Source organism: Campylobacter sp. RM16187, assembly GCF_025319965.1.
GTDB lineage: Bacteria > Campylobacterota > Campylobacteria > Campylobacterales > Campylobacteraceae > Campylobacter_A.
In genome coordinates this window covers 1143152-1166251 of the sequence record NZ_CP012549.1, presented here as the reverse complement: position 1 = coordinate 1166251, position 23100 = coordinate 1143152, and the positions used below count along the sequence as shown (strand labels likewise).

Below are 23100 nucleotides of genomic sequence, written 5' to 3'. Positions count from 1 at the left end.
AAAATCTTAGGTTTATAAAATAACTAAAATAAGGCGGATAGATGATAGTTGGCATTATGCAGAAAATTTTCGGCACAAAGAATGATCGAGAGGTAAAAAAATACGCAAAACGAGTCAAGGATATCAATGCGCTTGAATCAAAATATCAAGCCATGAGCGATGAGGAGCTAAAAAGTAGCTTTAACGAGCTTAGAGCGGCTATTCAAGATGGCTCAAAAACACTTGATGATGTATTAAACGATGTATTCGCTATTGTTAGGGAGACTGGTAAAAGAACTTTAAATATGCGTCATTTTGATGTCCAGCTAATAGGTGGCATAGTGCTAAATGAAGGAAGAATAGCTGAGATGAAGACAGGTGAAGGAAAGACGCTAGTGGCAAGCCTTCCTGTAGTATTAAACGCAATGACTGGTAAGGGTGTGCATGTAGTTACGGTAAATGACTACCTAGCCAAGCGTGATGCAACTCAAATGGGTGAAATTTATAACTTTCTTGGACTTAGCGTAGGTGTTGTTTTAGGTGGCGAATATGATGACGAGGTTAGAAAAGCCGCTTACGCTAGCGATATAACCTATGGCACTAATAACGAATTTGGCTTTGACTATCTACGTGATAATATGAAGATGGAGTTTAAGGATAAGGTTCAAAGAGAGCATAACTTCGTAATAGTGGATGAGGTAGATAGTATTTTGATAGATGAAGCTAGAACTCCGCTTATTATCTCTGGACCTACCAACCGTACTCTTGATGGGTATATCAAGGCAAACGAAGTAGCCGGTCAGATGATCAGAGGGGAGGCGCCTGCAACTCCTCAGGATAAGGCTACTGGCGATTTTGTAGTGGATGAGAAAAATAGAACCATAGCCATAACCGAAGAAGGTATAAGCAAGGCTGAGAGGCTATTTGGCGTAGAAAATTTATACAACCTTGAAAATGCGATCTTAAGTCACCACTTGGATCAGGCTTTAAAGGCTAGAAATTTATTTGAAAGAGATGTACACTATGTCGTAAGAGATAATGAGGTGGTAATAGTTGATGAATTTACCGGTAGATTGAGTGAGGGAAGACGTTTTAGCGAAGGGCTTCATCAAGCGCTTGAGGCCAAAGAGGGCGTGCAGATAAAAGAAGAGAGCCAAACGCTTGCAGATATTACATTCCAAAATTACTTTAGGCTATATAATAAGCTTTCCGGTATGACGGGAACTGCACAGACGGAAGCGACAGAGTTTTCTCAAATTTATAAATTAGATGTTATTTCGATACCTACAAACGTGCCTACAATAAGGATTGATCACAACGACCTTATCTATAAGACTCAAAAAGAGAAATTTAAGGCCGTAATAGACGAGATAAAAAGAGCTCACGATAAAGGCCAGCCTGTGCTTGTAGGTACGGCTTCCATTGAAAGAAGCGAGCTTTTGCATGAATTGCTTGTAAAAGAAAAGATCCCTCACTCGGTGTTAAACGCCAAAAATCACGAAAAAGAGGCCCAAATCATAGCCGAAGCAGGTGCCAAAGGAGCTGTTACCATAGCTACTAATATGGCCGGACGCGGTGTAGATATCAAGATAAACGACGAAGTAAGAGATCTTGGCGGGTTATATATAATAGGCACGGAAAGACACGAGAGCAGAAGAATCGATAATCAGCTAAGAGGCCGTTCAGGTCGTCAGGGAGATCCTGGGATGAGTAGATTTTACTTAAGCTTAGAGGATAATCTTTTAAGAATTTTTGGAAGCGACCGCATAAAAAGTATAATGGATAGGCTTGGAATAGATGAGGGCGAGAGTATCGATTCTAAAATGGTTACAAGAGCGGTAGAGAATGCTCAAAAAAAAGTTGAGAGTCTGCACTTTGAGGCCAGAAAACATATCCTAGAGTATGATGATGTCGCAAATGAACAGAGAAAGACTGTATATAAATTTAGAAACGAGCTACTTGATCCTGAATTTGATATTGGTGAAAAAATCAAACAAAATAGAGGCGAATATGTAATAAATTTGCTTGAGCAGGCTGAAATTTTTGTAGGCGGTGTTAGAAGTGAATTTGACATAGATAAACTTGTCTCAATACTTTCCGAAAACGGATTGGCAATAAATGCAGACGAACTAAAAGAGCTTGATTTTAACGATTTAGCTCAAAAGATAGAGGGAATTTTAGAGTCTGAATATGAAGAAAAGATGAGTGTTATAGCTGATGATCAAAGAAGGTATTTAGAGAAAGTGCTTTGCCTTCAAGTGGTGGATAATGCGTGGAGAGAGCATCTCTATCAGATGGATATACTAAAAACCGGAATTGGACTTAGAGGATATAATCAAAAAGATCCGCTAACAGAATACAAAAAAGAGAGTTTTAACCTATTTATGGAGCTTGTATCACGTATTAAATTTGAGGGTATCAAAATACTTCAGGCTGTTAGATTTAAGAGCCAAGAAGAGGTTGATGCTGAGCAAAGGCTTATGCAAAAGATGCAAGAAGAGCAAAATAGAGGGCTTAAATACTCAAACGAAGAAAACAAAGATACTGCAACAAATGAAGTAAGAGCAAAAAAAATACCTCGCAATGAGCCATGCCCTTGCGGAAGTGGCAAAAAATATAAAGAGTGTTGTGGTAAAAGCGGTCCTAAAAAGGGAATTTTTGCTTAGATGAGTTTAGTTAAGTATCTTCTTTTTAAATATTTACGCTTTGATAAAAGCCAGCCCTTTATCACTCTCTCTGCTATTTTGGCTTTTTTGGGAGTTAGCATAGGGCTTATGGTGCTTATAGTGGCAATGGCCATAATGAATGGATTTGATAAGGAATTTGAGCGTAAGCTATTTACGATGAACTATCCTATAACCATCCTTTCAAACATACGTGCAAGTATAGAAGATGCCGATGTAAACAAGTTAAAAGCTAAATTTCCAAATCTTAAATTTAGTCCTTATATTATGACTCAGGTTATAATAAAGGGTAGTAGTGGCTTAGAGGGTGGAATGCTTTTTGGTGTAAATTCTACTGATGAAAAGAGTATAAATTCCGTTGTCAAAGAAGGGCTTAAAGATAAGGAAATAAGTGGATATGAGTTGCTTGTAGGAAGTGCTATTAAAAATGATTTTGTGCTTAGCGGAGAAGAGAAGCTAACATTGATATTTACAAAAGGCGATCCAGGAGGATTTGCTCTGATACCAAAAATGAAGCGTTTTGATGTCATATCTAGCTTTGACTCCGGACTTGTGGCGTATGATAAGAGCTATCTATACACTTCTGTAGAAGCTTTGCGTAGAATTTTAGACTACGAAGAGGGCAGATATGACGGAATTCATGTCTATTCTGATAAACCGTTTGATGATATAAGTAAGATTTCAGCTCAACTTCCGCTCTCTTTAAGAGCGATTGGATGGTGGCAGCAAAACGGAAATTTCTTTTCGGCTCTTGCATTAGAAAAGCGTGCCCTTTTTATAGTTTTAATGCTGATTATTTTGGTTGCCTCTTTAAATATAGTTAGCTCACTTCTGATGACTGTCATGAACCGTCGTCACGAAATAGCACTTTTGCTCTCTCTTGGCGCAAGCAAAGGAGATATTAAAAAAAGCTTTTTTGCATTAGGTGCTACTATAGGAGGAAGCGGGATAGTGTTTGGACTTATGCTAGGACTATTTGGGGTTTGGCTACTGGGAAGTTTTGATATTATAAATTTGCCCGCGGATGTGTATGGAAGTGCTAAACTACCAATGGAGCTATCTTTAATTGACTTGTCGCTTATACTTGTTGGAGCCATTGTGATAGTGGCGTTTTCGTCATACTATCCTGCTAAAAAAGCAGCCCAGATAAATGTGCTTGAAACATTAAGAAACGAATAAAATAGTTTTTTATTTTTTAACTACTACACTCTCTAAATTTTCAAAGCTAAATATATTAAATCCATTTTCATGCCTATATGTCAAATTTAGCTTATGCGCCTCAAGTATATTATCTACTATATAAAGCCCCAAGCCAAAGCTTTTTTTGGCATCTTCACCTTTAGTAAACGGCTCTATATAGTGCTTTAGATCTTTTGATAGTTTTTCGCCTCTGCTTATGAACTTGATATCTTTATCGCCTATGGCTATTTTTACATGTTTATCGCTGGAGTATTTTAGTCCATTATCTATCATGTTTTTAATAGCTATCGCAAAGAGTTTAAAATCAATATTTATGCTAATATTTTCTATTTTATCTATGACTACACTATCTTTTTCCACCATCGCTATATCAAGAGCTTCATCTATCACATCGTCTATCAGGCAAATTTTGGTGTTGCTTAGAGCGGTGCTTGATGTTACTTGTTCGACAGCGGCAAATTCGTTTATAAGACTTTCAAGCTTTACAAATACCGACACGAGTCTTTCTTGATTTTTATCTTTTTGTATCATTTCAGCGGTTATTCTTCCTTTTGTGATAGGAGTTTTAAGCTCGTGCATAATATTTCTTAAAAATAATTTTCTTGAGTTATTGAGGTGCCTAATTTGACAAACCGCATTATAAAAAGCCTCTGAAACTTCTGAAATTTCATCATTACCGCTACTTACATCTTTAATCTTGTCAATATCTCCTCTGGCAAATATATCTATCTGTCTTTTTAGTTTTCTTAGTGGCTTTAACTTTCTAATAACAAAGATGTAAGCTGCAAGTAAGATAAGTGCAACTATGGAAAAAATAATTTTGATAATATCATATCTATAGGGTTGGTATTCGTTGTCTTTTAAAAGTAGGGTTCTATCTATATGTTTAATTTTTAAATAGTGATGTTTTTCATATAGCATAATAGCGCTTGAACCAATATCTGCTGAAATTTCCTCTAAAATCGTAGCATCTTTTAAAATTTTTTCTTTTTCTTCTTGATCTATAATCTCAGGCATTCTGATGCCTTCGATTTGGCGTTCATACTCTTTGTCGTTTATAATTCCACTCATATAAAATAGCGTATTTCTGGCTATTGTAGAGTATTTTGCATTCAACTCTCTTGTGTAGTTTTGCTTATCATACTCCATTAGCCATAAAAAGGCCAGAAATATGCTTGTAGACGCAAGTATAAATATAAAAGTAATAGTATAAAAAACTGATGAACGTTTCATTTTGGGGTAAATTTATTGAATAAGCTTATAGCCTATACCTCTAATCGCATGTATATATGTAGGCTCTTTTGGATTTTCACCAAGTTTGGCTCTGATTCTGCCTATTATTACATCTATGCTTTTATTTGATGAGTCTTCATTAATACTTTTGCAATTATATATAAGCTCTTCTCTCGTGATAGCCCCACCTTCTTTTTTGATCAAGTATTTTAAGATGTCAAATTCTGCAGCGGTTAAGTTTAAAGGCTCGTTTTTGAGGGTGATAATATGCTCAAATTCATTTAAAACCAGATCCTTGTTTTTCTGCTTTTTTTCTTCCGCTATAGTTACATTTTGGCGTCTTAAATGACTTTTAATACGCGCTAGTAGCTCTTGAGGATCGTAAGGTTTGGGTAGATAATCGTCCGCTCCATTGTCAAGAGCATTAACTTTATCGGTAATATCATGTCTTGCGCTTGAGATTATGATAGGAATGTTATGTCTTTTTCTTATCTCTTTGCATACTTCAAGCCCATCAATACCAGGCAGAGTGAGATCAAGTATTACAAGATCAAATTTGCCAGTATTTAAAGTAGAAAGACCTATATAAGGTTCTTCCGCGATGGTAACCCTAAAATCATAGTTTTCAAGGTACTCACTTAAAATTTCAGCCAGTTCAAAATCATCTTCTATCATCAAAATGTTTATCATGCCATATTTCCAAAATTTATTTTAAGTTGATATCGATTATAACAGAAAATTTATAAAACTATATAAAGAAAAAAGTTGGGCGTAATCTTACGCCCTTAAATTTATTTAATAACAAGTCCTTGAATAACTCCGCCTCTATTTACCCATACAAGAGTTTTTTTGTTCTTAGAATTTAAAAGAGCCTTGTTAAAATCATTGAGATTTATTATATTTTCTTCACCGATTTGTATTATGATATCGCCTTTTTGGAAGCCAAATTTATCGGCGTTTGAGTTTGTCTTGACATCTGTTACTAGTACGCCTACTATATCTTGAGGAATTTTATATCTATATCTTATTTCATCGTTTATGGGAGCTACGCTCAGTCCGCTTATAGAGGAGTTATCTCTCATTCCTGTATTGGGTTGTTGCATATTGGCTAGTTTTATTTTTGTCGTTTCTATTTTACCTGAACGCTCATATACTAGAGTGATCTCTTTATTAGGAGTAAGAGAGCCTATCGTATTTTTAAGATCGTTTGCGTTTTTTATCTGCTTATCGTCTATTTGTATTATAAGATCCCCTCTTTTAAGTCCTGCTGTATCGGCAGGAAGCCCCTTTTCTACACTGCTTATTAGCGCTCCTTCTTTGTTTTTATAAATTTCTTTTTGTTCCGTTGTTAAATTTGATATCATAACGCCTATATATCCACGTTCGATCTTACCATCCTCGATAAGCTTTTTGGCTATCTCTTTAGTCATATTTGAAGGGATCGCAAAGCCTATTCCGTTATTCCCACCGCTTCTTGATAGAATAGCTGAATTTATACCTACAAGAGCACCTCTGCTATCTACAAGCGCGCCACCTGAGTTTCCAGGATTTATAGATGCGTCGGTTTGAATGAAATTTTCATATTGATTTAATCCGATATTATCCTTGTTTAGTCCGGAGATTATACCTTGAGTTATGCTTCCTCCAACTCCAAAAGGGTTTCCTATGGCAAATACAATATCACCCTCCATTATCTTAGATGAGTCTGCAATCTTGATAGCTTTTAAATTGGTTGCTTCTATTTTTATTATCGCAAGATCTGTCTTTGGATCTGTGCCTATAATCTTCGCCTTATACTCTTTTTCACTCTCCAGTAAAGTTACTAAAATTTCATCGCTATCTTCTATTACGTGGTTGTTTGTTACTATATACCCATCGCTTGATATTATTACTCCTGAGCCTAAAGATGCACTCTTTTGCTTATCTTGGGGGATTTTAAAGTTAAATCCAAAAAAGTCTCTAAAAAAAGGATCGTTAAACATCTGGTCGAATCCACTGCCTGCAGTAGTAGTTTTTGTAGTGGATATATTTACTACTGATTTTTTAGCTTCAGAAATAGAGCTATTATAAGAGAGTATAACTCCATCAGAGTTCTCCGGATTTAATCTTGTAAATTCGTCTTTGGCTTCATTAAAATTTATTGTTGCTGCAAATATAGAACAAGCTGCAACAAGCGATATCACAACTATTTTTTTCATTATTATTAATCCTTTTATAATTAGTATTTTAAAAAAGGATTATAAAGTATCCCACTTAACGCAAAGTTAATGTTTTTTAGCCTATTGTAAATATATAAAATTAGTATACTTGATTGACATAGACTAAAGTTTTATGCTACAATAATTATAAAAAAAATTGCTTTAAGGATATGAAATGAGTAATAGTCTTTATGATACTTTGGGCATTTCAAAAGGCGCAACTAGCGACGAGATAAAAAAAGCATACCGCAGATTGGCAAGAAAATATCATCCGGATATAAATAAAGAGCCTGGTGCAGAAGATAAATTTAAAGAGATAAATGCAGCTTATGAAATTTTAAGCGATGAGAAGAAAAAGGCTCAATATGATCAATACGGCGATACTATGTTTGGAGGACAAAATTTCCATGACTTTGCAAGCAGTTCAGCCAATATGGGCGATCTTGACGAGATATTAAAAAATATTTTCGGCGGAGGCTTTGGAGGATTTTCTAGAAGCGGCTTTAGTGGATTTTCAAGCTCTGGATTTGATGACGGCTTTAATGGATTTTCGCAAGATCTAGACATTAGAGCCAGAGTAAATATACCTTTTGAGGTTGCTATTTTGGGTGGTGAGCATAGGATAAATTTTAATGGAGATAGTCTAAAGATAAAAATTCCAAACGGTATAAACAATGAGGAGAAGCTTCGTATAAAAGGCAAAGGTAAGAGCGCTAGAAGTGGCGAGGCGGGCGATTTGATACTGACTGTAAATATAGAACCGAGCAGTGAGTATGAAAGAGATGGCGATGATTTGTATAAGGAGGCTGAAATTCCGCTTAGAACAATGCTTTTTGGTGGAAAGGTAACTATATCTACCTTGCAAAAAGATGTTACTATAAAGATTGCCGAGAATTCAAAATCAGGACAAAAGATAAGAATTAAAGGCTATGGTGTAAAAAATAGAAAAAGTGGACTTTATGGAGATTTGTATCTTAAGATCAAAGTTGCATTGCCGGATACAAATTCGCTTGATGATGATTTGATAAAAATTATGAAAGAAAAACTTCCGGAGAGATAAAATGCGTGGATATGATGAGCCTGTTTATCTTATAAGTGTTGTTGCTAAAGTGCTTAGCATACACCCTCAAACCTTGCGTCAATATGAGCGAGAAGGTCTTGTTGAGCCGTCAAGAACCGATGGTCGTATGAGGCTATATTCTGAGAAAGATCTGGATCGTATCAAGATGATACTTCGTCTGACTCGTGATTTGGGTGTAAATTTGGCTGGAGTTGATGTGATATTGCAGCTAAAAGAGCAACTTGATCAGTTTGAGCAAACTATAGATGAGTTAAGAAGTGAAGTGGATAGGCTTAACAATACAGGCACTATTCCATCTAAAAAAGCCCTTGTTAAACGCAAGAATAGTTTTGATCTTATTTTTTATGAACATAAAGATAAGGGCTAATATTTATTAAAATAAGGTTGCTTTTGATATAATTTCAAATACAGATAATTAAAATTTAGCTTTAATTATCGGCTTATGTATGAGGTGGAATTTGGAAAATTTTTTACTATTTTTTGCTATTTTATTGATAGCAAGCATTGTTTTTAGTAAGGTTTCTGATAAATTTGGTATTCCATCTCTTATTGTCTTTTTAGCTGTCGGTATGCTGGCCGGATCTGACGGACTTTTAGGAATTGACTTCACAAATCATAGAGTGGCTCAAGAGATTGGCACTATAGCTCTTATATTCATATTGTATGCCGGTGGTCTTGATACAAATTTTAAGTCAGTTAGACCTATAATGGTAAGTGGTATAGTTTTAGCGACTATCGGAGTCATACTAACTGCAGGCACTGTTGCCGTTTTGGCAAGATATCTTTTAAATTTTAGCTGGATGGAAGCATTTTTATTAGGTTCTATTATCTCATCTACTGATGCAGCGGCGGTATTTGCCATCTTAAGAGCCAAAGGAATTTCGCTTAAAAACAATCTAGGACCGCTTCTTGAGCTAGAGTCAGGCTCAAACGACCCTATGGCGATCTTTCTTACTATGACTATGATTCAAATGATATCTTTATCCACCACTCCGACACCTGCAAATATAGCACTTATACTTGCGGAGCAGTTTTTAATAGGTGGCATATTAGGCTACATATTTGGATTCTTGTTGCCATCTATATTTAATAGATTAAGACTTGAGTATTCTGGACTTTATTCGGTATTTTCGATAGCTTGGGCTTTGCTTATTTACACTATTGTTACAAAAGTCGGTGGAAACGGATTTTTGGCTGTATATATAGCTGGAATTTTTATAAATAAAAAAGAATTCGCTCATAAAAAGAGTCTTGTCGGATTTCACGATGGTATTGCTTGGACTATGCAAATAGTTGTATTTTTAACGCTAGGTTTACTTGTATTTCCATCAGAACTTCCATCTGTAGCATTTATGGGTTTTATAATAGCTTTATGGTTGATGTTTGTTGCTAGACCTGTGGGCGTATTTATATCCCTTCTGTTTTCAAAATATAATATCAAAGAGAAAATTTTCATCTCATGGGTTGGTCTTAGAGGAGTTGTACCCATAGTGCTTGCTACATATCCTTATGGAAGTAATTTGCCAAATTCAAATTTAATATTTAATACTATCTTTTTCGTGGTCCTGATATCTTTGGCTGTTCAAGGTGCTACTCTTGAATTTTCAGCGGTAAAATGTGGAGTTAAAGACGATGATGAGGTTGAAGAAGCTGAGGCATCGAACTTACCAATTTTTTATCATACATTAAGACAATACACTATACATTTTGGCTCGGAAATCATCGAGAAAAACCTAGCGGAACTTGAGTTGCCAAGTGATTTTCTTATCCTGCTTATAAAACGCAAGGGCGAATACATCAAGCCTACGGGCTCATCGGTATTTGAAGAGGGTGATTTGCTGCTTATTCAATGTGAAGATGAAAACAAATACAACGAAATTTTAAAAACTTATTTTGTTCCGCAGAATTAGAATTTTAGATACATTTCAATTCTGGTTAAATTTCTCAATGGAATATTATTGTCTAAAGTTAAATTTTATTGGAGCAAATTTTACATCATTTGTTTTTTAAAAATTGTTTTATTTCAATATCACCTTTCTCTCCAACAAAACCACAACTTTTGCCACCATTTTTCCCTATAGTAGCTTTATGTATTTCATTAAATACCATTCCATAAGGAATATAAATTTCATAGGCTTTTGCAACTAAATTATCTTTATTGTCTAAAATATTATATTTATGATGCTTTGAAATTTTGTTCGAAAATTTCTCATTGCTTGATAAAATACGAAATTTTTCTACATCATCTTTAGTATAATCGTTATCCAAAACAACAACCCCATAATCTTTTTGAATATTACATTTGTATTGGTATGTTATAAAAAATCTAGCATCGTCAAAATTTATAACAGCAAGAAACAGAACTACCCATAATATAATTTCCTTATTAAATTTGATATTTTTTCTATGAAATATTGATAAAAATATTGGCATAATAAATATTGGAAATATTAGCAATGTTGTTGAAATAATTACACATGTTAGTATTGATACAAATTTTAGTATTTTATTTAAATTTGACAAATAAATTTGATTTATCACTACAGCCCAAGCAAAAGAAATTATAAGTATTAAAATAATAGCTAGCATTTACACTCTTTCATTTTTAACGATATGTATTGATTGGACATTATTTTATAAAAACTAACAAATAGTTTTAAGATTATAAAATTTATATTTGTAATTATAGCTTGTTTTTGAGGGCTAATTAAAGAATTAGTTAAAAGTGAGAGAGCCTAAACTCTCTCGTAAATTTTAAGCTTACGCTTCTAAAGCCTGTTTTAGATCTTCGATCAAATCATTTGCATCCTCTATGCCTATGCTTAGGCGGATAAGTCCTGCAGGTACGCCAATCTTTGCTAGTTCGCTAGGCGGAATTTGCTGATGTGTGGTTGATGCAGGGTGAGTGATGATCGATTTAGAATCACCGATATTAACAACGATGCTAAAAATTTTAACCCTATCAAGCACCGTTTTAGCTCGCTCAAAGCTATCAACCTCAAAGCAAAGTAGTCCGCTTGCCATGCCGCCGTCAAAATATTTTTGAGCTCTTTCATATCCTACGTCGTTTTTGAGCCCCGGATATGTGACACTCTTAACCGCTTCGTGAGAATTTAAAAATTCAGCGATTTTTAGTGTGTTATCGGAGTGTTTTTTTATACGAAGAGCAAGTGTTTCAAGCCCTTGTATCAGCTGCCAAGAGTTAAATGGTGAAATCGTAGCGCCTATATCGCGTATAAGCGAAAGCCTCATCCTAAGCGTATAGATGTCAAAACTTTCGGCAAGCTCTGCGTATATGAGTCCGTGATAGCTCTCGTCAGGTCCGTTAAAGTGCGCGTATCTGGCGCTTGAAACGATCTTTGAGTTTAGCTCTTTACTGGCTATCACAGCGCCTGCTATGCTTAGTCCTTGACCGCTCATGTATTTGCTTGCGCTATGCACTACGACATCCACGCCGTGCTCTATAGGGCGAAGCAGGATCGGTGTAGGCACGGTGTTATCGGCTATGGTTATGATGCCGTGTTTGTTTGCGATAGCGACTATCTTTTCGATATTTGGGATGGCGATTTGCGGATTTGAGAGCGTTTCAAAAAATATCGCGCGCGTCTTGCCGTCTATCAACTTTTCAAGATCGTCCGCGCTGTCGCTATCAAAGGCTCTTGCCTCTATGCCAAATCTTTTTAGCGTGTGGTGAAAAAGAGTGTTTGAACCGCCGTAAATTTTCTTAGCTACGATGATGTTTTCGCCTGCTGCTGCGATGTTTGCAACCGCGTAAAATATAGCAGCCTGTCCGCTTGCCGTAGCTATAGCAGCCGCGCCGTTTTCAAGAGCTGCAAGTCTAGCTTCAAAAATATCTGTCGTAGGGTTGTTTAGTCTTGTATAAATCGGTCCAAGCTCGGCTAGCGCAAAACGATTTGCCGCAGTTTCGGCAGTGCCAAAGTCATAAGCCGTAGTTTGGTAAAGAGGTACCGCCATCGAGCCTGTGCCGATTTTGGTGTCGTAGCCAAAGTGTGTGGCAATGGTTTCTTGTTTCATTATTTGCCTTTATGATAAATTTAAATTTCGGTATTATACAGATAAAAAGGTTACATTTTATTAATGCGGCGGCTTTAAACGCTAAATTTTAGCTTGAAATTCGAAAGATAAAAGTAGGGTATAATTGCACTTTGATTTGGAGAGTAAGATGAACACTGTAGGATATGATAAATTTAAGCGTGTAAAATATCTGCGCGGACTTGAAAAATTTGCAAAATCAGCCATAAACGGGCTTAAAAGAGAGGATTATGACGAGGAGCAGTTTAGAGTAAGAGTGGCTAAGAATGCTGAAATTTTAGCTAAAATCGAGCCTGTATATCTTGACTCGGCATATTCAAAAGCGCTTGAAAAATTTGTAAATTTAATCATAGCAAATAATGATAGAAACGAGCTTTTAGACGCTGCAAATTCGCTTGAGAAGCTAAAAAACTCTAAAACATATAAAAAAGATAAGCATAAAAATAGATACAAGGATGAGGATTGAAAACGATAATTTTTGATATGGACGGAACTCTCATAGATAGCTCAAAAGCGATTTGCGTGACGGTTAATGAGGTTCGCAGAGAGCTTGGGTTTGATAGTGATTTGGCTGAGGATTTTATAGTTAAGGCGATAAATGAAGTAGGGCGAGATCTCGGCAAAGAATTTTACGGACTAAACGTGATAAATTCAAAGCTAAGAGATGGTTTTGAGACTAAATTTAAGATAAATTATGACAGATATGCAAGAGCTTATGAGGGCGTTGAAGAGCTGCTTAAAAAGTGCGTGGAGGCAAATTACTTTGTAGCGCTTGCGAGTAATGCACCGCAAGAAACTCTAAATGATATTTTAGTAAAAAGTAATATTTATCAATATTTTAATCATATCATTGGAGCCAGTAAAGATGTACCGCAAAAGCCTGATCCGACTATGATAAATTTGATTAAAAAGATGGCTGGATTTGATAAGGTTTTGTTTGTTGGAGATAGTCATAAAGATGAACTTGCAGCTAGCAGTGCCAAAGTAGAGTATATAAATGTATGTTGGGGATTTGGTAGCGAAAGTAAGAGCGCAATCAATATATATGAGATAGAAAAAGCTTGGCAATATATCGAAGCTTTATAGTAAATACATAAAATAATACATATAAAAATACAAATTATTTTACATATAAATTTAGCTTAAAATATAGTAAAATTAAGCTAAATTTAAATATTTTGATCGATAGAAATTAAAAAAATTGAATCTAAATTTCTTAGCTAAAATCCTTTTTTAATTTCAAATTTTACTTTGGCACTGTACTTAAAAATACTCATCTAAATTTAAAAATTTACTCTGGCACCTTGTAAAAAATATCAAAATTTAGGTTGAAGATTTGTAACTTATCTTTAGATATTAATATTACCTAATATTATTTTATTTAGTTATAGTCATAAATAAAAAACCTGTTTTTATAATCAAAATAAAAGTTTGTTTGGCTATAATAAATTTAAAATTTATTTAAAGGAAATTTATGGATTATGATATCTTTGCTCAAAATCCAAGAGATAAATTTTTTGATATTTTATTTAATGCAAACAGAAATTTAGTAGAGAACGAGACTGAAAAACTACTTGAAAGATTTGTGGCTATGAGCATATATTGCGAGCGTAATGGATTTGATGAAATTCAGCAAAACGCATTCATAGCGCAAAATCAAACTGAAATTCATGAAGGCTTAAATGATATTTACATCGGACTTAGTGGGGATATTTTAAGTCAAAATGAGTAAAATACTAGCTGTTTTTTTTATGTTTTTTTTAGCCTTTGCAAATGCCGTTGATTTAGGTTTTAGCGAACAACATTTGTTTGAGCTTAAAAAGGATGAGTGGGCGAGAGTTTTTGTGACAGAAAAAGGCGCACAGGATCGAGATAGCTTTGAATTTCGATGGACTTTGTTCGATAACACAAATATAATTCTTCACACCAGATATCGCAACTATCCTCGTCAGCTTGTTATGTCTCTTAGGCGTGGTTTGAGTCTGTATAAACAGAGCTTAATACCAGATTTTAGACAGCCTCCGATGGATATTGCATGGCTATATCTTGAATTTGAAAATTTTAAAGATGGCAAAGGTTTTTTTAAAGTTTATATAAAAGATGATCAAAAACGTCTTGACGTAGAATTTTTAGATCCTGTAAAGAGGTAGTTAGTATGGATAAAATTGATGAAATAATGTATCAATTTATAGATGAGCTTGGATACGACCGAGCTAGTGAAATTTTTAGGAATGTTAGCTCAGGTAAAAAGCTTAGATCAAAGTTGCTTTTAAAAATTGTCGGAGAGAGTGAGGAGAGCCTGAGGTTGTGCGCTATAATAGAGCTTATACACCTTGCAAGCTTGCTTCATGATGATGTGATAGACAATTCTGATACAAGGCGAGGCAAGCCTAGTATAAATGCTACTTTTGGTACAAAAAGAGCCATAATGCTAGGCGATATACTATATTCTAAAGGTTTTTACGAACTATCCAAATTTGACCCAAAAATAGCTCAAAATATCTCAGATGCAGTCTGCAAACTAAGTATAGGCGAGATGATGGATGTGGAGCTATCTAGAGATTTTAATACCGATAAAGAGGCTTATCGCACCATGATTTACTATAAAACCGCAGTGCTTATAGAGGCTACTGCTGCGGTAGGTGCAAATTTGACCGGGCTTGATGAGGAAAAATTTAGAAATTATGGTAAAAATTTGGGATTAGCTTTTCAGCTAATCGATGATATTTTAGATATTACTCAAGATGCCCAAACTTTGGGTAAGCCTAATCTAAGTGATTTAAAAGAGGGCAAAGTAACTCTTCCATATATCTATCTTTATGAAAATTTAGGTGATGAGGATAGAGGAAGGCTTATGAATCTTTTTAAAGCGGAGCTAAACAGTGCTCAAATTGATTGGGTGAAATCTAAAATGTCTAGAACCAGCTCTATAGAACGCTCGATAAAAGAGGCCAAAGAGCTTGGTAAAAAGGCTTTAGAAAGCATAGCTCAATATAATATTAGTGAACTTGATCATATGGTTAGCAGTATGATCGATAGGGAATTTTAATGCATTATACAAGCGTAAGTTTTACACATAAAAATACTGATATTTCAGTTAGAGAGAGGCTTTCGTTTTCTAATATAGAGAGAAAGACAGAAATTTTAAGGCTCTTAAATTCAAGCCAAAACATTAATGAATGTATGGTTTTAAATACCTGCAATAGAGTCGAAATTATCGCTAGCGTAAAGGAGATAGAGGGAGCTAGTAAGCATATGATATCCTGTATATCTCTGCTTTGCGGTATAGATTATGAGGAGCTTTACACTAGAGCCGATATATATGAAGATAACGGGGCTATTCACCATTTATTCGCCGTAGCAAGCTCTCTTGATAGCTTAGTTATAGGCGAGACTCAGATAGCAGGACAATTAAAAGAGGCTTTTAAATTCGCTTACGCAAACGGAAATTGCGGAATGAAGCTTGGTAGAGCCATAGAAGCCGCTTTTAAGTGTGCTGCAGAGGTTAGAAATAAGACTGAAATTTCTAAAAATCCAGTATCTGTTTCAAGCGTGGCGGCTCAAAAAGCAAAAGAGATGTTTGACGGAAATATCAATGGAATGGTTGCTGTAATAGTAGGTGCTGGAGAGATGGCTGAGCTTGCCGCAAAGCATATCATAAGTAGCGGTGCCAGAGTAATAATCCTTGGTAGGAATATCGCCAAAGCAAAAGTTTTATCTATGTCATTAGGCGATAATAACGAATATGATTCTATTGAAAATTTAAAAGATTATATCAATAAATATCAGCTTATATTTTCTGCTACGGCTTCGCCATATCCTGTAATACTTGATTCGATGATAGAAAAAAGAGAGTTTGATAGATATTTTTTTGATATCGCGGTACCTAGAGATATAGCTGTAACTCCTAGTGAAAATATTAAAATTTATACAGTCGATGATCTAAAGGAGATCGTGAGTAGAAATTTAGCTCTCAGAGAGGAACAGGCGCAGATAGCTTATACTATCGTAGGAAGAAATACGACACACTTCTTTAGACACCTTAGAGAGCTTGCTATCACTCCTGCTATAAAAGGTATTAGAGAGCAGGCTAAAGAGTGCGCTCAAAAAGAGCTTGAAAAGGCTATTAAAAAGGGCTATTTAAAGCATAGCGATCATGATGAAGCATATAAGCTGATTCATCAAGTTTTTAAGGCATTTTTACATGCGCCTACTATGAAATTAAAATCTTTGGCAGATGATAGCAACTCCGAAAATATAATAAAATTTACAAAAAATGTCTTTGATATAAAGAACCACACACATATTGAGGATGGCGAATTTGAATGGGAGAGTGAGTAGTGAGATTTTCTAGACTTTATGTACCGACTTTGAAAGAGGCTCCAAAGGATGCTAGCTTGCCGAGTCATAAATTTTTGTTAAGAGCGGGATTTATAGAGCAAACCGGAAGTGGGCTTTATAACTTTTTGCCACTTGGTAAAATCGTGCTTGATAAGATAAGAAACGTAGTAAAAGATGAGATGGATAACGCCGGAGCTCAAGAGGTAACGATGAGTGTTGTTACTGCTGGTGAACTATGGAAAGAGAGTGGACGATTCGATGTGTTTGGTAAGGAGCTTTTGAGATTTAAAGATCGTAAAGACAATGATTTTGTAATAAGTCCTACCAATGAAGAGGCTGTAGTGGCTCTTGTGCGCGGCAAAATTACTAGCTACAAGCAGCTGCCGCTAAATTTGTATCAGATAAATACAAAATTTAGAGATGAGGCCAGACCGCGCTTTGGACTGCTTAGAGGGCGAGAATTTTTGATGAAAGATGCTTATAGCTTCCACGCTAACGAAGAGGATTTAAAGCGCGAATTTGATCTTATGGAAGAGACTTACTCGAGAATTTTTACCCGTTTAGGGCTAAATTTCCGTGCGGTTGAGGCAGATAGCGGAGCTATCGGAGGAAGTGGAAGCAAGGAATTTATGGTTCTAGCAGATAACGGAGAGGATGATATATTGGTGTGCTCTTGCTGTAAATATGCGGCAAATATAGAAGCTGCAAAAAGAAAAAAGCGCAGCTGTGACACCGAGCGACCCGAGGCTGACGCGAGCAAATTTTACACTCCTAACGCAAAAAGCATCAAAGATATAGCTGAATTTTTTAGAGTTAGTGAGTTTTACACGATAAAAGCGGTGATAAAAAAGGCTATTTATAAAGATGAAGAAAAGGTTGTGGTCTTTTTCATCCGCGGTGATGATGAGCTTCAAGAGGTTAAAGCAACCAACGCATGTGGCGCGCTTGAGATAACGGACGCTAGTGAAGAAGAGATAAACAAAGCCGGTCTTGTGGCCGGATTTTGCGGGCCGGTCGGGCTTCATGGTGTAGAGTTTTTTATAGATAGAGAGCTTGAGGGCGAAACCCAGATGATATGCGGTGCAAACGAGAAAGACTACCACTTCGTAGGAGTTAGCGTTACTAACTTTAATAATGATCGCTTCAAAGACCTTGTAGCCGTAAAAGAGGGCGATAAATGTCCGCATTGCGGCGGGAAACTCAGCGTTAGCAAAGGCATTGAGGTTGGGCATATCTTTCAGCTTGGACAGAAGTATTCAGCCGCGATGAATGCAACATTTCTTGATGAAAACGGCAAAGCAAAGCCGTTTTATATGGGTTGCTACGGCATAGGCGTTAGTAGGCTGGTTGCCGTGATGTGCGAAGCTAGTCACGATGATAAGGGCTGCATCTGGAAAAAAGAGTGCGCACCGTTTGATGTGCATATCATCATCTCAAATTTAAAAGATGAGGTCGGAGTAAAATTTGCAAATGAGCTTTATAGCGAGCTTAGAAGCTTTGGCATTTCAGCTTTGCTTGATGATAGAAATGAAAGATTTGGCGTTAAGATGAGCGAATTTGAGCTTATCGGAATTCCTTTCGGAGTAGTCGTTGGCAAGGGGCTTGAAAACGGCGAAGTTGAGTTTGTAAAGCGCGCAAGTTTAGAAAAAACTTCAGTTCATAAAGATCAAATTTTAGCCAAGGTCAAAGAGGCGCTATGCTAAGACTTCTTTTTATGCCCTATGTCGCGATCGAGGTTATATGCGCTTATTTTTTCATTAGCGAATATGGATTTTTACCTCTTGTTCTAGAGGTTATCGCGACGGCTGTTTTGGGCATGTTTTTTATGTTTCAGGTTGGATTTTTCCAGCTTATTTCAAGGATCGTGTTTCTTAAGCCAAGCGATGTTTTTGGAGTGTTGGGCATGCCTATCGGAGGATTTTTTCTGTTTATCCCGGGCGTTGCTACGGACGTGCTTGGCGTGGTCGTTATTATCTTTGCTCTGTTTTCAAATTTAAAAAACCAACCGCTTAAAAAAGAGCGTGAAGGCGAATATTATAGTTACAGACGAGAGAGTAGAGAGACTAAGGAAGAAGACGGCGAGATCATAGACGTTGAAGTGGTTGAAGAAGAGCGTAAATATAAATAAAGGTAAAAAATGAAAAATTTAAAAATAGCGACAAGAAAAAGTATCCTAGCCATGTGGCAAAGCGAGCATATCAAGGCTAAAATTTTGGATTTTCATAAAGATATAGAGGTAGAGCTTGTCGGCATGAAGACAAAGGGCGACGTGATACTTGATACTCCGCTTGCTAAGATCGGCGGTAAAGGACTTTTTACCAAAGAGCTTGAAGATAGCATGCTAAAAGGTGAAACTCATATCGCGGTTCATAGCCTAAAAGACGTACCTGTGGCTTTTCCTGATGGGCTTGTGCTTGCCGCGATATGTTCTAGAGAAGATGTGCGCGACGCTATGATAAGCGAAAAATTTGCTAAATTTGAAGATCTGCCTAAAGGTGCCAAAGTAGGAACCACTAGTCTTAGACGCAAGATGCAGCTTTTAAGGATGAGACCGGATCTTGAGATCATCTCGCTTCGAGGCAACGTCCAAACTAGGCTAAGAAAGCTAAGAGAGGGCGAATTTGACGCGATAATCCTAGCTATGGCAGGCATAAACCGTCTAAATTTAAAAGATGAGGTTAAATTTATCTATCCTTTTGAGCTAGATCAAATGATACCTGCGATGGGTCAGGGTGCGCTTGGGATAGAGGCTGTTGATAGCGAAGAAATTTTAAAATCAATAGAGTTTTTGCGCGATGAAAGAGCCGTTATAGAAACAACCGTGGAGCGCGACTTCGTGACGCTGCTTGAGGGTGGGTGTCAAGTGCCTATCGGTATAAACGCAAAGCTTGATAAAGAGCAAATTCATATAAATGCGATTGTGGGACTTCCTGATGGAAGCGAGGTTTTGCAAAAGAGTTTAAGCGTGCAAAAGAGCGAATTTGCAAATGCCGGCAAAGAGCTTGCACGTGAATTTATATCTCGCGGTGCAAAAGAGCTTTTAAAGCGCGCTGAGGAGATGGCTAACGAGTTGGTATGATGATATTTTTTGATTTTGAAAACATAAAATTGATAAATGCTGATGTGCTTAATAAAAAAGTATTAGATGCCAATAGCGTGGACTTGATAATTACTTCACCTCCTTATAATGTAGGTATAGAATATAATTCCACAAAAGATGCAGGAGAATATAAAAAATATCTAAAATTTAGTGAAGCATGGATAAAAAATGTCTATTTTTGGGCTAAAGACGAATGCAGGTTTTTATTGAACGTTCCAATTGATAAAAATAAGGGTGGCCAGCAAAGCATTGGTGCTGATTTAACTACAATTGCAAAAAAAATAGGATGGAATTATCATAGTACTATTGTTTGGAATGAAGGTAATATTTCACGTAGAACTGCGTGGGGTTCATGGCTTTCTGCATCTGCTCCTTATGTTATAGCTCCTGTTGAGCTAATTATTGTATTTTATAAAAAAAGCTGGAAAAAAACATATGGAAGTAAAATTTCAGACATTAATAAAGAAGAATTTATGAGTTGGACAAATGGGCTTTGGAGTTTTAACGGCGAAAGCAAAAAAAGAATAGGTCATCCTGCGCCATTTCCAAGAGAATTGCCAAGGCGTGGAATAAAGCTTTTTTCGTATGTTGGAGATACTGTTTTAGATCCTTTTTGTGGTAGCGGAACTACAATGATAGAAGCTTTTTTAAATAATAGAAAATTTATTGGCATAGATATAGATGAAAGTTATTGTTTTTTGGCAAAAAAACGTTTTTTAAAGACTATGGATAAAGAGAAAGGAATAATATGACCTCCCAACTGGACTTAATTTTAGAATTTTTCAAAGCAAATGCAAATAAAGATATTTCTCATCCTGAGGCTGTAGATTGGTTAACTAATGAATGGCAGAAGAGAACAGGAAAGGTTTTTAGAGACCCAGATCGTGGAATACGGACACTTCATCAAAAAGGATATCTTATTAAAGTAGCAAAAGGCATTTATAGGTTTGAACCAAATTTCAAATTAAGAGATGATTTAGAAGATTTTACACCTGATCTAAAAAAGAAAATTTTAGATAGAGATGAACACAAATGTGTAATTTGTGGTGTGGGTCAAAAAGATGGAGTAGAGCTGCATGTGGATCATATAAAACCAAAGGAACTTGGCGGTAAGGCGACATTTGAAAATGGACAGACCTTATGTGCCAAGCATAATTTTTTAAAGAAAAATTTAAAACAAACAGAAACTGGTAAGAAAATGTTTATTCAAATGTTAGAAACCGCAAAAGCTGAAAATGAAACTTTCTTAGTAAAATTTATAGAAGAAATTTTGAGTGTTTATGAAAAACATAATATGAATGGCCATATTAGATGGAAAAAATGAACTATATCGAAATTTTAAAAGATAACGGCCTGCTTCGTGTGATTGATAAGCCCGTGGATATCGACCTTGAGATAGCACATGCCAGTTATATCGAGGTGAAAAAAGATGACAGCAAAGCACTACTTTTTACAAATCCGGTTTGTAAAAAATCAGGACGCAAATTTGCTCCCGTGCTTACGAATATATTTGGCAGTTTTGAGGCTACGAAGCTTATTTTTGGCGTGGAGCCTGATGCGGTGGCAGATGAAATTTCAGCTTTGCTAAAGCCAAAAAAGCCTAAAAATTTCTCAGAAAAGCTAAATTTCGCCAGCTATCTTTTTGGGATGAGAAAAATTTTTACCAAAAGATTAAGCGGTGAGGGCGAGTGTCAGCAGGTTAAGTTTAAAGGCGATGAGGTTGATCTTTTTAGCCTGCCCGTGCTTAAGACTTGGGAGCTTGACGGAGGTGCGTTTATAACTATGGGACAGGTTTATACCCAAAGCCTTGATGGAGAGCTTCAAAATTTGGGCATGTATCGCTTGCAAATTTATGATAAAAACCGTCTTGGCATGCACTGGCAGATCCACAAAGACGGCGCAAATTTCTTTAACGAATATAAGCGCGCCGGCAAGAAAATGCCCGTGTCTGTGGCGATCGGTGGCGATCCGCTTTATATCTGGTGCGGTCAGGCTCCGCTTCCAAAGGGAATTTTTGAGCTACTTCTTTACGGTTTTATCCGCAAATCACCCGCAAAACTCGTAAAATCGCTTACTAACGAAATTTACGTTCCGCATGATGCCGATTTTGTGATAGAAGGCTTTGTGGACACAGATAAGACCGAGCTTGAGGGTCCGTTTGGCGATCATACGGGCTTTTATACACCGATTGAGCCTTTTCCTGTGATGGAAGTTACGGCTATTACGCACAAACGTGAGCCGATTTTTCATGCGACCGTTGTCGGTAAGCCGCCCCTTGAGGATAAATACATGGGCTGGGCTACGGGGCGAATTTTCCTTCCGCTTCTTAAGACTACCGTGCCTGAGCTTATTGATTATGATATGCCTGAAAACGGCGTCTTTCACAACCTTATCTTAGCCAAGCTTGAGGTGCTTTATCCGGGACACGCCAAGCAGGCTATGCATGCATTTTGGGGAGTTGGGCAGATGAGTTTCGTTAAGCACGCAGTGTTTGTAGATGAGAGTGCACCGGCGCTTACGGACTACGCAAATTTTAGCGAATTTGTGTTAAATCGCCTTGGGGTAAAAAGCCTGCTTATAACAGAAGGAGTTTGCGATCAGCTTGATCACGCTAGCCCAAACGCTTGCTTTGGCGGCAAGCTTGGTATAGATGCAACTGAGGATTTTAGCGAAGGCGAGATAAGGCTCATAAGCGATGAGGAGCTGCTTGCTAAATTTCAGGATATAGATAAAGATGTGCTTGAGCTAAGGCAGTTTATGACGCATACAAAGTGCCCGATTTGTGTTATCAAATACGCTAAAAATCGCCGCATAAAGTTTGCTTTTGAAGAGCTGCTTGCGCTTAAAGAGCACTTTAAACTGCTTGTGTTTGTCGGTATGGAAAACTATCTTGAAAATCCTTACATGCTTGTTTGGCGAGTTACAAATAATATCGATGCGCAGCGTGACGTCTACTACACAAAAAGCGGAACTATCTGCATAGACGCAACGCCAAAAAGCAAGCTTGACGGCTATACCAGAGAGTGGCCAAAGCAAACTGACTGCACGCGCGAAGTTGTAGATAGCCTAATAGAGCGCGGCATAGTTGAAAATGACGAGAAGCTATTTAATAAATTTGAGATATTCGGATAGTCCGTATCACTTAAACCGGTCTTAAATCAAGGCTGGTTTAAGCAAATTTTATATTCAAATTTTACATACACTATAAAAATGTTACTAAAAGTTATCATT

Annotated in this window: 22 protein-coding genes; 17 read left to right on the top strand and 5 right to left on the bottom strand. The window is 36.6% G+C overall.

Features of this window, described 5'->3' with window-relative positions; all coding sequences use genetic code 11:
• Positions 1–41 precede the first annotated feature (41 nt).
• Positions 42–2645, top strand: coding sequence for a preprotein translocase subunit SecA (gene secA / locus CDOMF_RS06280; protein WP_260951196.1), 2604 nt, complete (start codon positions 42–44; stop codon positions 2643–2645).
• The gene (locus CDOMF_RS06275) at positions 2646–3842 is read left to right on the top strand and encodes an ABC transporter permease (protein ID WP_170019029.1); all 1197 of its coding nucleotides are present in this window, start codon (positions 2646–2648) and stop codon (positions 3840–3842) included.
• Positions 3843–3851: 9 nt separating this feature from the next.
• Here the strand turns inward: CDOMF_RS06275 and CDOMF_RS06270 are convergent, their stop codons facing one another.
• The 3 genes from CDOMF_RS06270 to CDOMF_RS06260 form a co-directional block, all read right to left on the bottom strand.
• The gene (locus tag CDOMF_RS06270; protein WP_260951195.1) at positions 3852–5096 is read right to left on the bottom strand and encodes an ArsS family sensor histidine kinase; all 1245 of its coding nucleotides are present in this window, start codon (positions 5094–5096) and stop codon (positions 3852–3854) included.
• A gap of 12 nt (positions 5097–5108) precedes the next feature.
• The gene (locus CDOMF_RS06265; protein ID WP_169973877.1) at positions 5109–5786 is read right to left on the bottom strand and encodes a response regulator transcription factor; all 678 of its coding nucleotides are present in this window, start codon (positions 5784–5786) and stop codon (positions 5109–5111) included.
• A gap of 101 nt (positions 5787–5887) precedes the next feature.
• Positions 5888–7294, bottom strand: coding sequence for a Do family serine endopeptidase (locus tag CDOMF_RS06260; RefSeq protein ID WP_170019026.1), 1407 nt, complete (start codon positions 7292–7294; stop codon positions 5888–5890).
• 175 nt (positions 7295–7469) lie between these two features.
• Here CDOMF_RS06260 and CDOMF_RS06255 point away from each other — a divergent pair, with 175 nt between their 5' ends.
• The 3 genes from CDOMF_RS06255 to CDOMF_RS06245 all read left to right on the top strand — a co-directional run bounded on the left by CDOMF_RS06255 (position 7470) and on the right by CDOMF_RS06245 (position 10285).
• A complete protein-coding gene (locus tag CDOMF_RS06255) occupies positions 7470–8354 on the top strand; it encodes a J domain-containing protein (RefSeq protein WP_260951194.1) in 885 nt (294 codons plus the stop codon).
• A gap of 1 nt (position 8355) precedes the next feature.
• The gene (locus CDOMF_RS06250; RefSeq protein WP_169973883.1) at positions 8356–8742 is read left to right on the top strand and encodes a heat shock protein transcriptional repressor HspR; all 387 of its coding nucleotides are present in this window, start codon (positions 8356–8358) and stop codon (positions 8740–8742) included.
• Positions 8743–8833: 91 nt separating this feature from the next.
• Positions 8834–10285 carry a potassium/proton antiporter gene (locus tag CDOMF_RS06245; protein WP_249321458.1) on the top strand — a complete coding sequence of 484 codons (1452 nt, stop codon included), beginning with the start codon at positions 8834–8836 and terminating at the stop codon, positions 10283–10285.
• A gap of 85 nt (positions 10286–10370) precedes the next feature.
• Here the strand turns inward: CDOMF_RS06245 and CDOMF_RS06240 are convergent, their stop codons facing one another.
• Positions 10371–10964 (bottom strand): hypothetical protein, encoded by a 594-nt coding sequence (locus CDOMF_RS06240; RefSeq protein WP_169973887.1) that lies wholly within the window; start codon positions 10962–10964, stop codon positions 10371–10373.
• A gap of 171 nt (positions 10965–11135) precedes the next feature.
• Positions 11136–12410 (bottom strand): O-acetylhomoserine aminocarboxypropyltransferase/cysteine synthase family protein, encoded by a 1275-nt coding sequence (locus tag CDOMF_RS06235; RefSeq protein ID WP_260951193.1) that lies wholly within the window; start codon positions 12408–12410, stop codon positions 11136–11138.
• A 148-nt stretch (positions 12411–12558) separates the two neighbouring features.
• Between CDOMF_RS06235 and CDOMF_RS06230 the strand changes: the two genes are divergently transcribed.
• The 12 genes from CDOMF_RS06230 (at position 12559) to CDOMF_RS06175 (ending at position 23001) form a co-directional block, all read left to right on the top strand.
• The gene (locus CDOMF_RS06230; RefSeq protein WP_170019022.1) at positions 12559–12894 is read left to right on the top strand and encodes a hypothetical protein; all 336 of its coding nucleotides are present in this window, start codon (positions 12559–12561) and stop codon (positions 12892–12894) included.
• Positions 12891–13514: an HAD family hydrolase gene (locus CDOMF_RS06225; protein WP_260951191.1), complete on the top strand. Its 624-nt coding sequence runs from the start codon at positions 12891–12893 to the stop codon at positions 13512–13514. The genes CDOMF_RS06230 and CDOMF_RS06225 overlap by 4 nt, the downstream gene beginning before the upstream one ends.
• A 388-nt stretch (positions 13515–13902) precedes the next feature.
• The gene (locus tag CDOMF_RS06220; protein ID WP_169973892.1) at positions 13903–14160 is read left to right on the top strand and encodes a DUF2018 family protein; all 258 of its coding nucleotides are present in this window, start codon (positions 13903–13905) and stop codon (positions 14158–14160) included.
• A complete protein-coding gene (locus CDOMF_RS06215; RefSeq protein ID WP_260951190.1) occupies positions 14153–14578 on the top strand; it encodes a hypothetical protein in 426 nt (141 codons plus the stop codon). Before CDOMF_RS06220 ends, CDOMF_RS06215 begins: the two co-directional genes overlap by 8 nt.
• Positions 14579–14583: 5 nt before the next feature.
• A complete protein-coding gene (locus CDOMF_RS06210) occupies positions 14584–15477 on the top strand; it encodes a polyprenyl synthetase family protein (protein WP_260951189.1) in 894 nt (297 codons plus the stop codon).
• Complete coding sequence (gene hemA / locus CDOMF_RS06205; RefSeq protein ID WP_260951188.1) at positions 15477–16769, top strand: glutamyl-tRNA reductase; 1293 nt, start codon at positions 15477–15479, stop codon at positions 16767–16769. Before CDOMF_RS06210 ends, hemA begins: the two co-directional genes overlap by 1 nt.
• Positions 16769–18472, top strand: coding sequence for a proline--tRNA ligase (locus CDOMF_RS06200; protein ID WP_260951187.1), 1704 nt, complete (start codon positions 16769–16771; stop codon positions 18470–18472). Before hemA ends, CDOMF_RS06200 begins: the two co-directional genes overlap by 1 nt.
• On the top strand, positions 18466–18897 hold the full coding sequence (locus CDOMF_RS06195) for an FxsA family protein (RefSeq protein WP_260951186.1): 432 nt from the start codon (positions 18466–18468) through the stop codon (positions 18895–18897). The genes CDOMF_RS06200 and CDOMF_RS06195 overlap by 7 nt, the downstream gene beginning before the upstream one ends.
• 9 nt (positions 18898–18906) lie before the next feature.
• Positions 18907–19848 carry a hydroxymethylbilane synthase gene (gene hemC / locus CDOMF_RS06190; RefSeq protein ID WP_260951185.1) on the top strand — a complete coding sequence of 314 codons (942 nt, stop codon included), beginning with the start codon at positions 18907–18909 and terminating at the stop codon, positions 19846–19848.
• Positions 19845–20621, top strand: coding sequence for a DNA-methyltransferase (locus CDOMF_RS06185; protein ID WP_260951184.1), 777 nt, complete (start codon positions 19845–19847; stop codon positions 20619–20621). Before hemC ends, CDOMF_RS06185 begins: the two co-directional genes overlap by 4 nt.
• Positions 20618–21193: an HNH endonuclease signature motif containing protein gene (locus tag CDOMF_RS06180; protein ID WP_260951183.1), complete on the top strand. Its 576-nt coding sequence runs from the start codon at positions 20618–20620 to the stop codon at positions 21191–21193. Before CDOMF_RS06185 ends, CDOMF_RS06180 begins: the two co-directional genes overlap by 4 nt.
• Positions 21190–23001, top strand: a complete 1812-nt coding sequence (locus tag CDOMF_RS06175; RefSeq protein ID WP_260953144.1) for a menaquinone biosynthesis decarboxylase — start codon at positions 21190–21192, stop codon at positions 22999–23001. The genes CDOMF_RS06180 and CDOMF_RS06175 overlap by 4 nt, the downstream gene beginning before the upstream one ends.
• Positions 23002–23100: the final 99 nt, after the last annotated feature.

Excerpts from the sequence above, each read along its gene's own strand:
- CDOMF_RS06275 (WP_170019029.1), top strand. The coding sequence starts at position 2,646 with ATGAGTTTAGTTAAGTATCTTCTTTTTAAATATTTACGCTTTGATAAA.
- CDOMF_RS06250 (WP_169973883.1), top strand. The coding sequence starts at position 8,356 with ATGCGTGGATATGATGAGCCTGTTTATCTTATAAGTGTTGTTGCTAAA.
- CDOMF_RS06230 (WP_170019022.1), top strand. The coding sequence starts at position 12,559 with ATGAACACTGTAGGATATGATAAATTTAAGCGTGTAAAATATCTGCGC.
- CDOMF_RS06240 (WP_169973887.1), bottom strand. The coding sequence starts at position 10,964 with ATGCTAGCTATTATTTTAATACTTATAATTTCTTTTGCTTGGGCTGTA.
- CDOMF_RS06215 (WP_260951190.1), top strand. The coding sequence starts at position 14,153 with ATGAGTAAAATACTAGCTGTTTTTTTTATGTTTTTTTTAGCCTTTGCA.
- CDOMF_RS06255 (WP_260951194.1), top strand. The coding sequence starts at position 7,470 with ATGAGTAATAGTCTTTATGATACTTTGGGCATTTCAAAAGGCGCAACT.
- CDOMF_RS06175 (WP_260953144.1), top strand. The coding sequence starts at position 21,190 with ATGAACTATATCGAAATTTTAAAAGATAACGGCCTGCTTCGTGTGATT.
- hemC (WP_260951185.1), top strand. The coding sequence starts at position 18,907 with ATGAAAAATTTAAAAATAGCGACAAGAAAAAGTATCCTAGCCATGTGG.
- CDOMF_RS06180 (WP_260951183.1), top strand. The coding sequence starts at position 20,618 with ATGACCTCCCAACTGGACTTAATTTTAGAATTTTTCAAAGCAAATGCA.
- CDOMF_RS06185 (WP_260951184.1), top strand. The coding sequence starts at position 19,845 with ATGATGATATTTTTTGATTTTGAAAACATAAAATTGATAAATGCTGAT.
- CDOMF_RS06220 (WP_169973892.1), top strand. The coding sequence starts at position 13,903 with ATGGATTATGATATCTTTGCTCAAAATCCAAGAGATAAATTTTTTGAT.
- hemA (WP_260951188.1), top strand. The coding sequence starts at position 15,477 with ATGCATTATACAAGCGTAAGTTTTACACATAAAAATACTGATATTTCA.
- CDOMF_RS06195 (WP_260951186.1), top strand. The coding sequence starts at position 18,466 with ATGCTAAGACTTCTTTTTATGCCCTATGTCGCGATCGAGGTTATATGC.
- CDOMF_RS06260 (WP_170019026.1), bottom strand. The coding sequence starts at position 7,294 with ATGAAAAAAATAGTTGTGATATCGCTTGTTGCAGCTTGTTCTATATTT.
- CDOMF_RS06270 (WP_260951195.1), bottom strand. The coding sequence starts at position 5,096 with ATGAAACGTTCATCAGTTTTTTATACTATTACTTTTATATTTATACTT.
- CDOMF_RS06210 (WP_260951189.1), top strand. The coding sequence starts at position 14,584 with ATGGATAAAATTGATGAAATAATGTATCAATTTATAGATGAGCTTGGA.
- CDOMF_RS06235 (WP_260951193.1), bottom strand. The coding sequence starts at position 12,410 with ATGAAACAAGAAACCATTGCCACACACTTTGGCTACGACACCAAAATC.
- secA (WP_260951196.1), top strand. The coding sequence starts at position 42 with ATGATAGTTGGCATTATGCAGAAAATTTTCGGCACAAAGAATGATCGA.
- CDOMF_RS06265 (WP_169973877.1), bottom strand. The coding sequence starts at position 5,786 with ATGATAAACATTTTGATGATAGAAGATGATTTTGAACTGGCTGAAATT.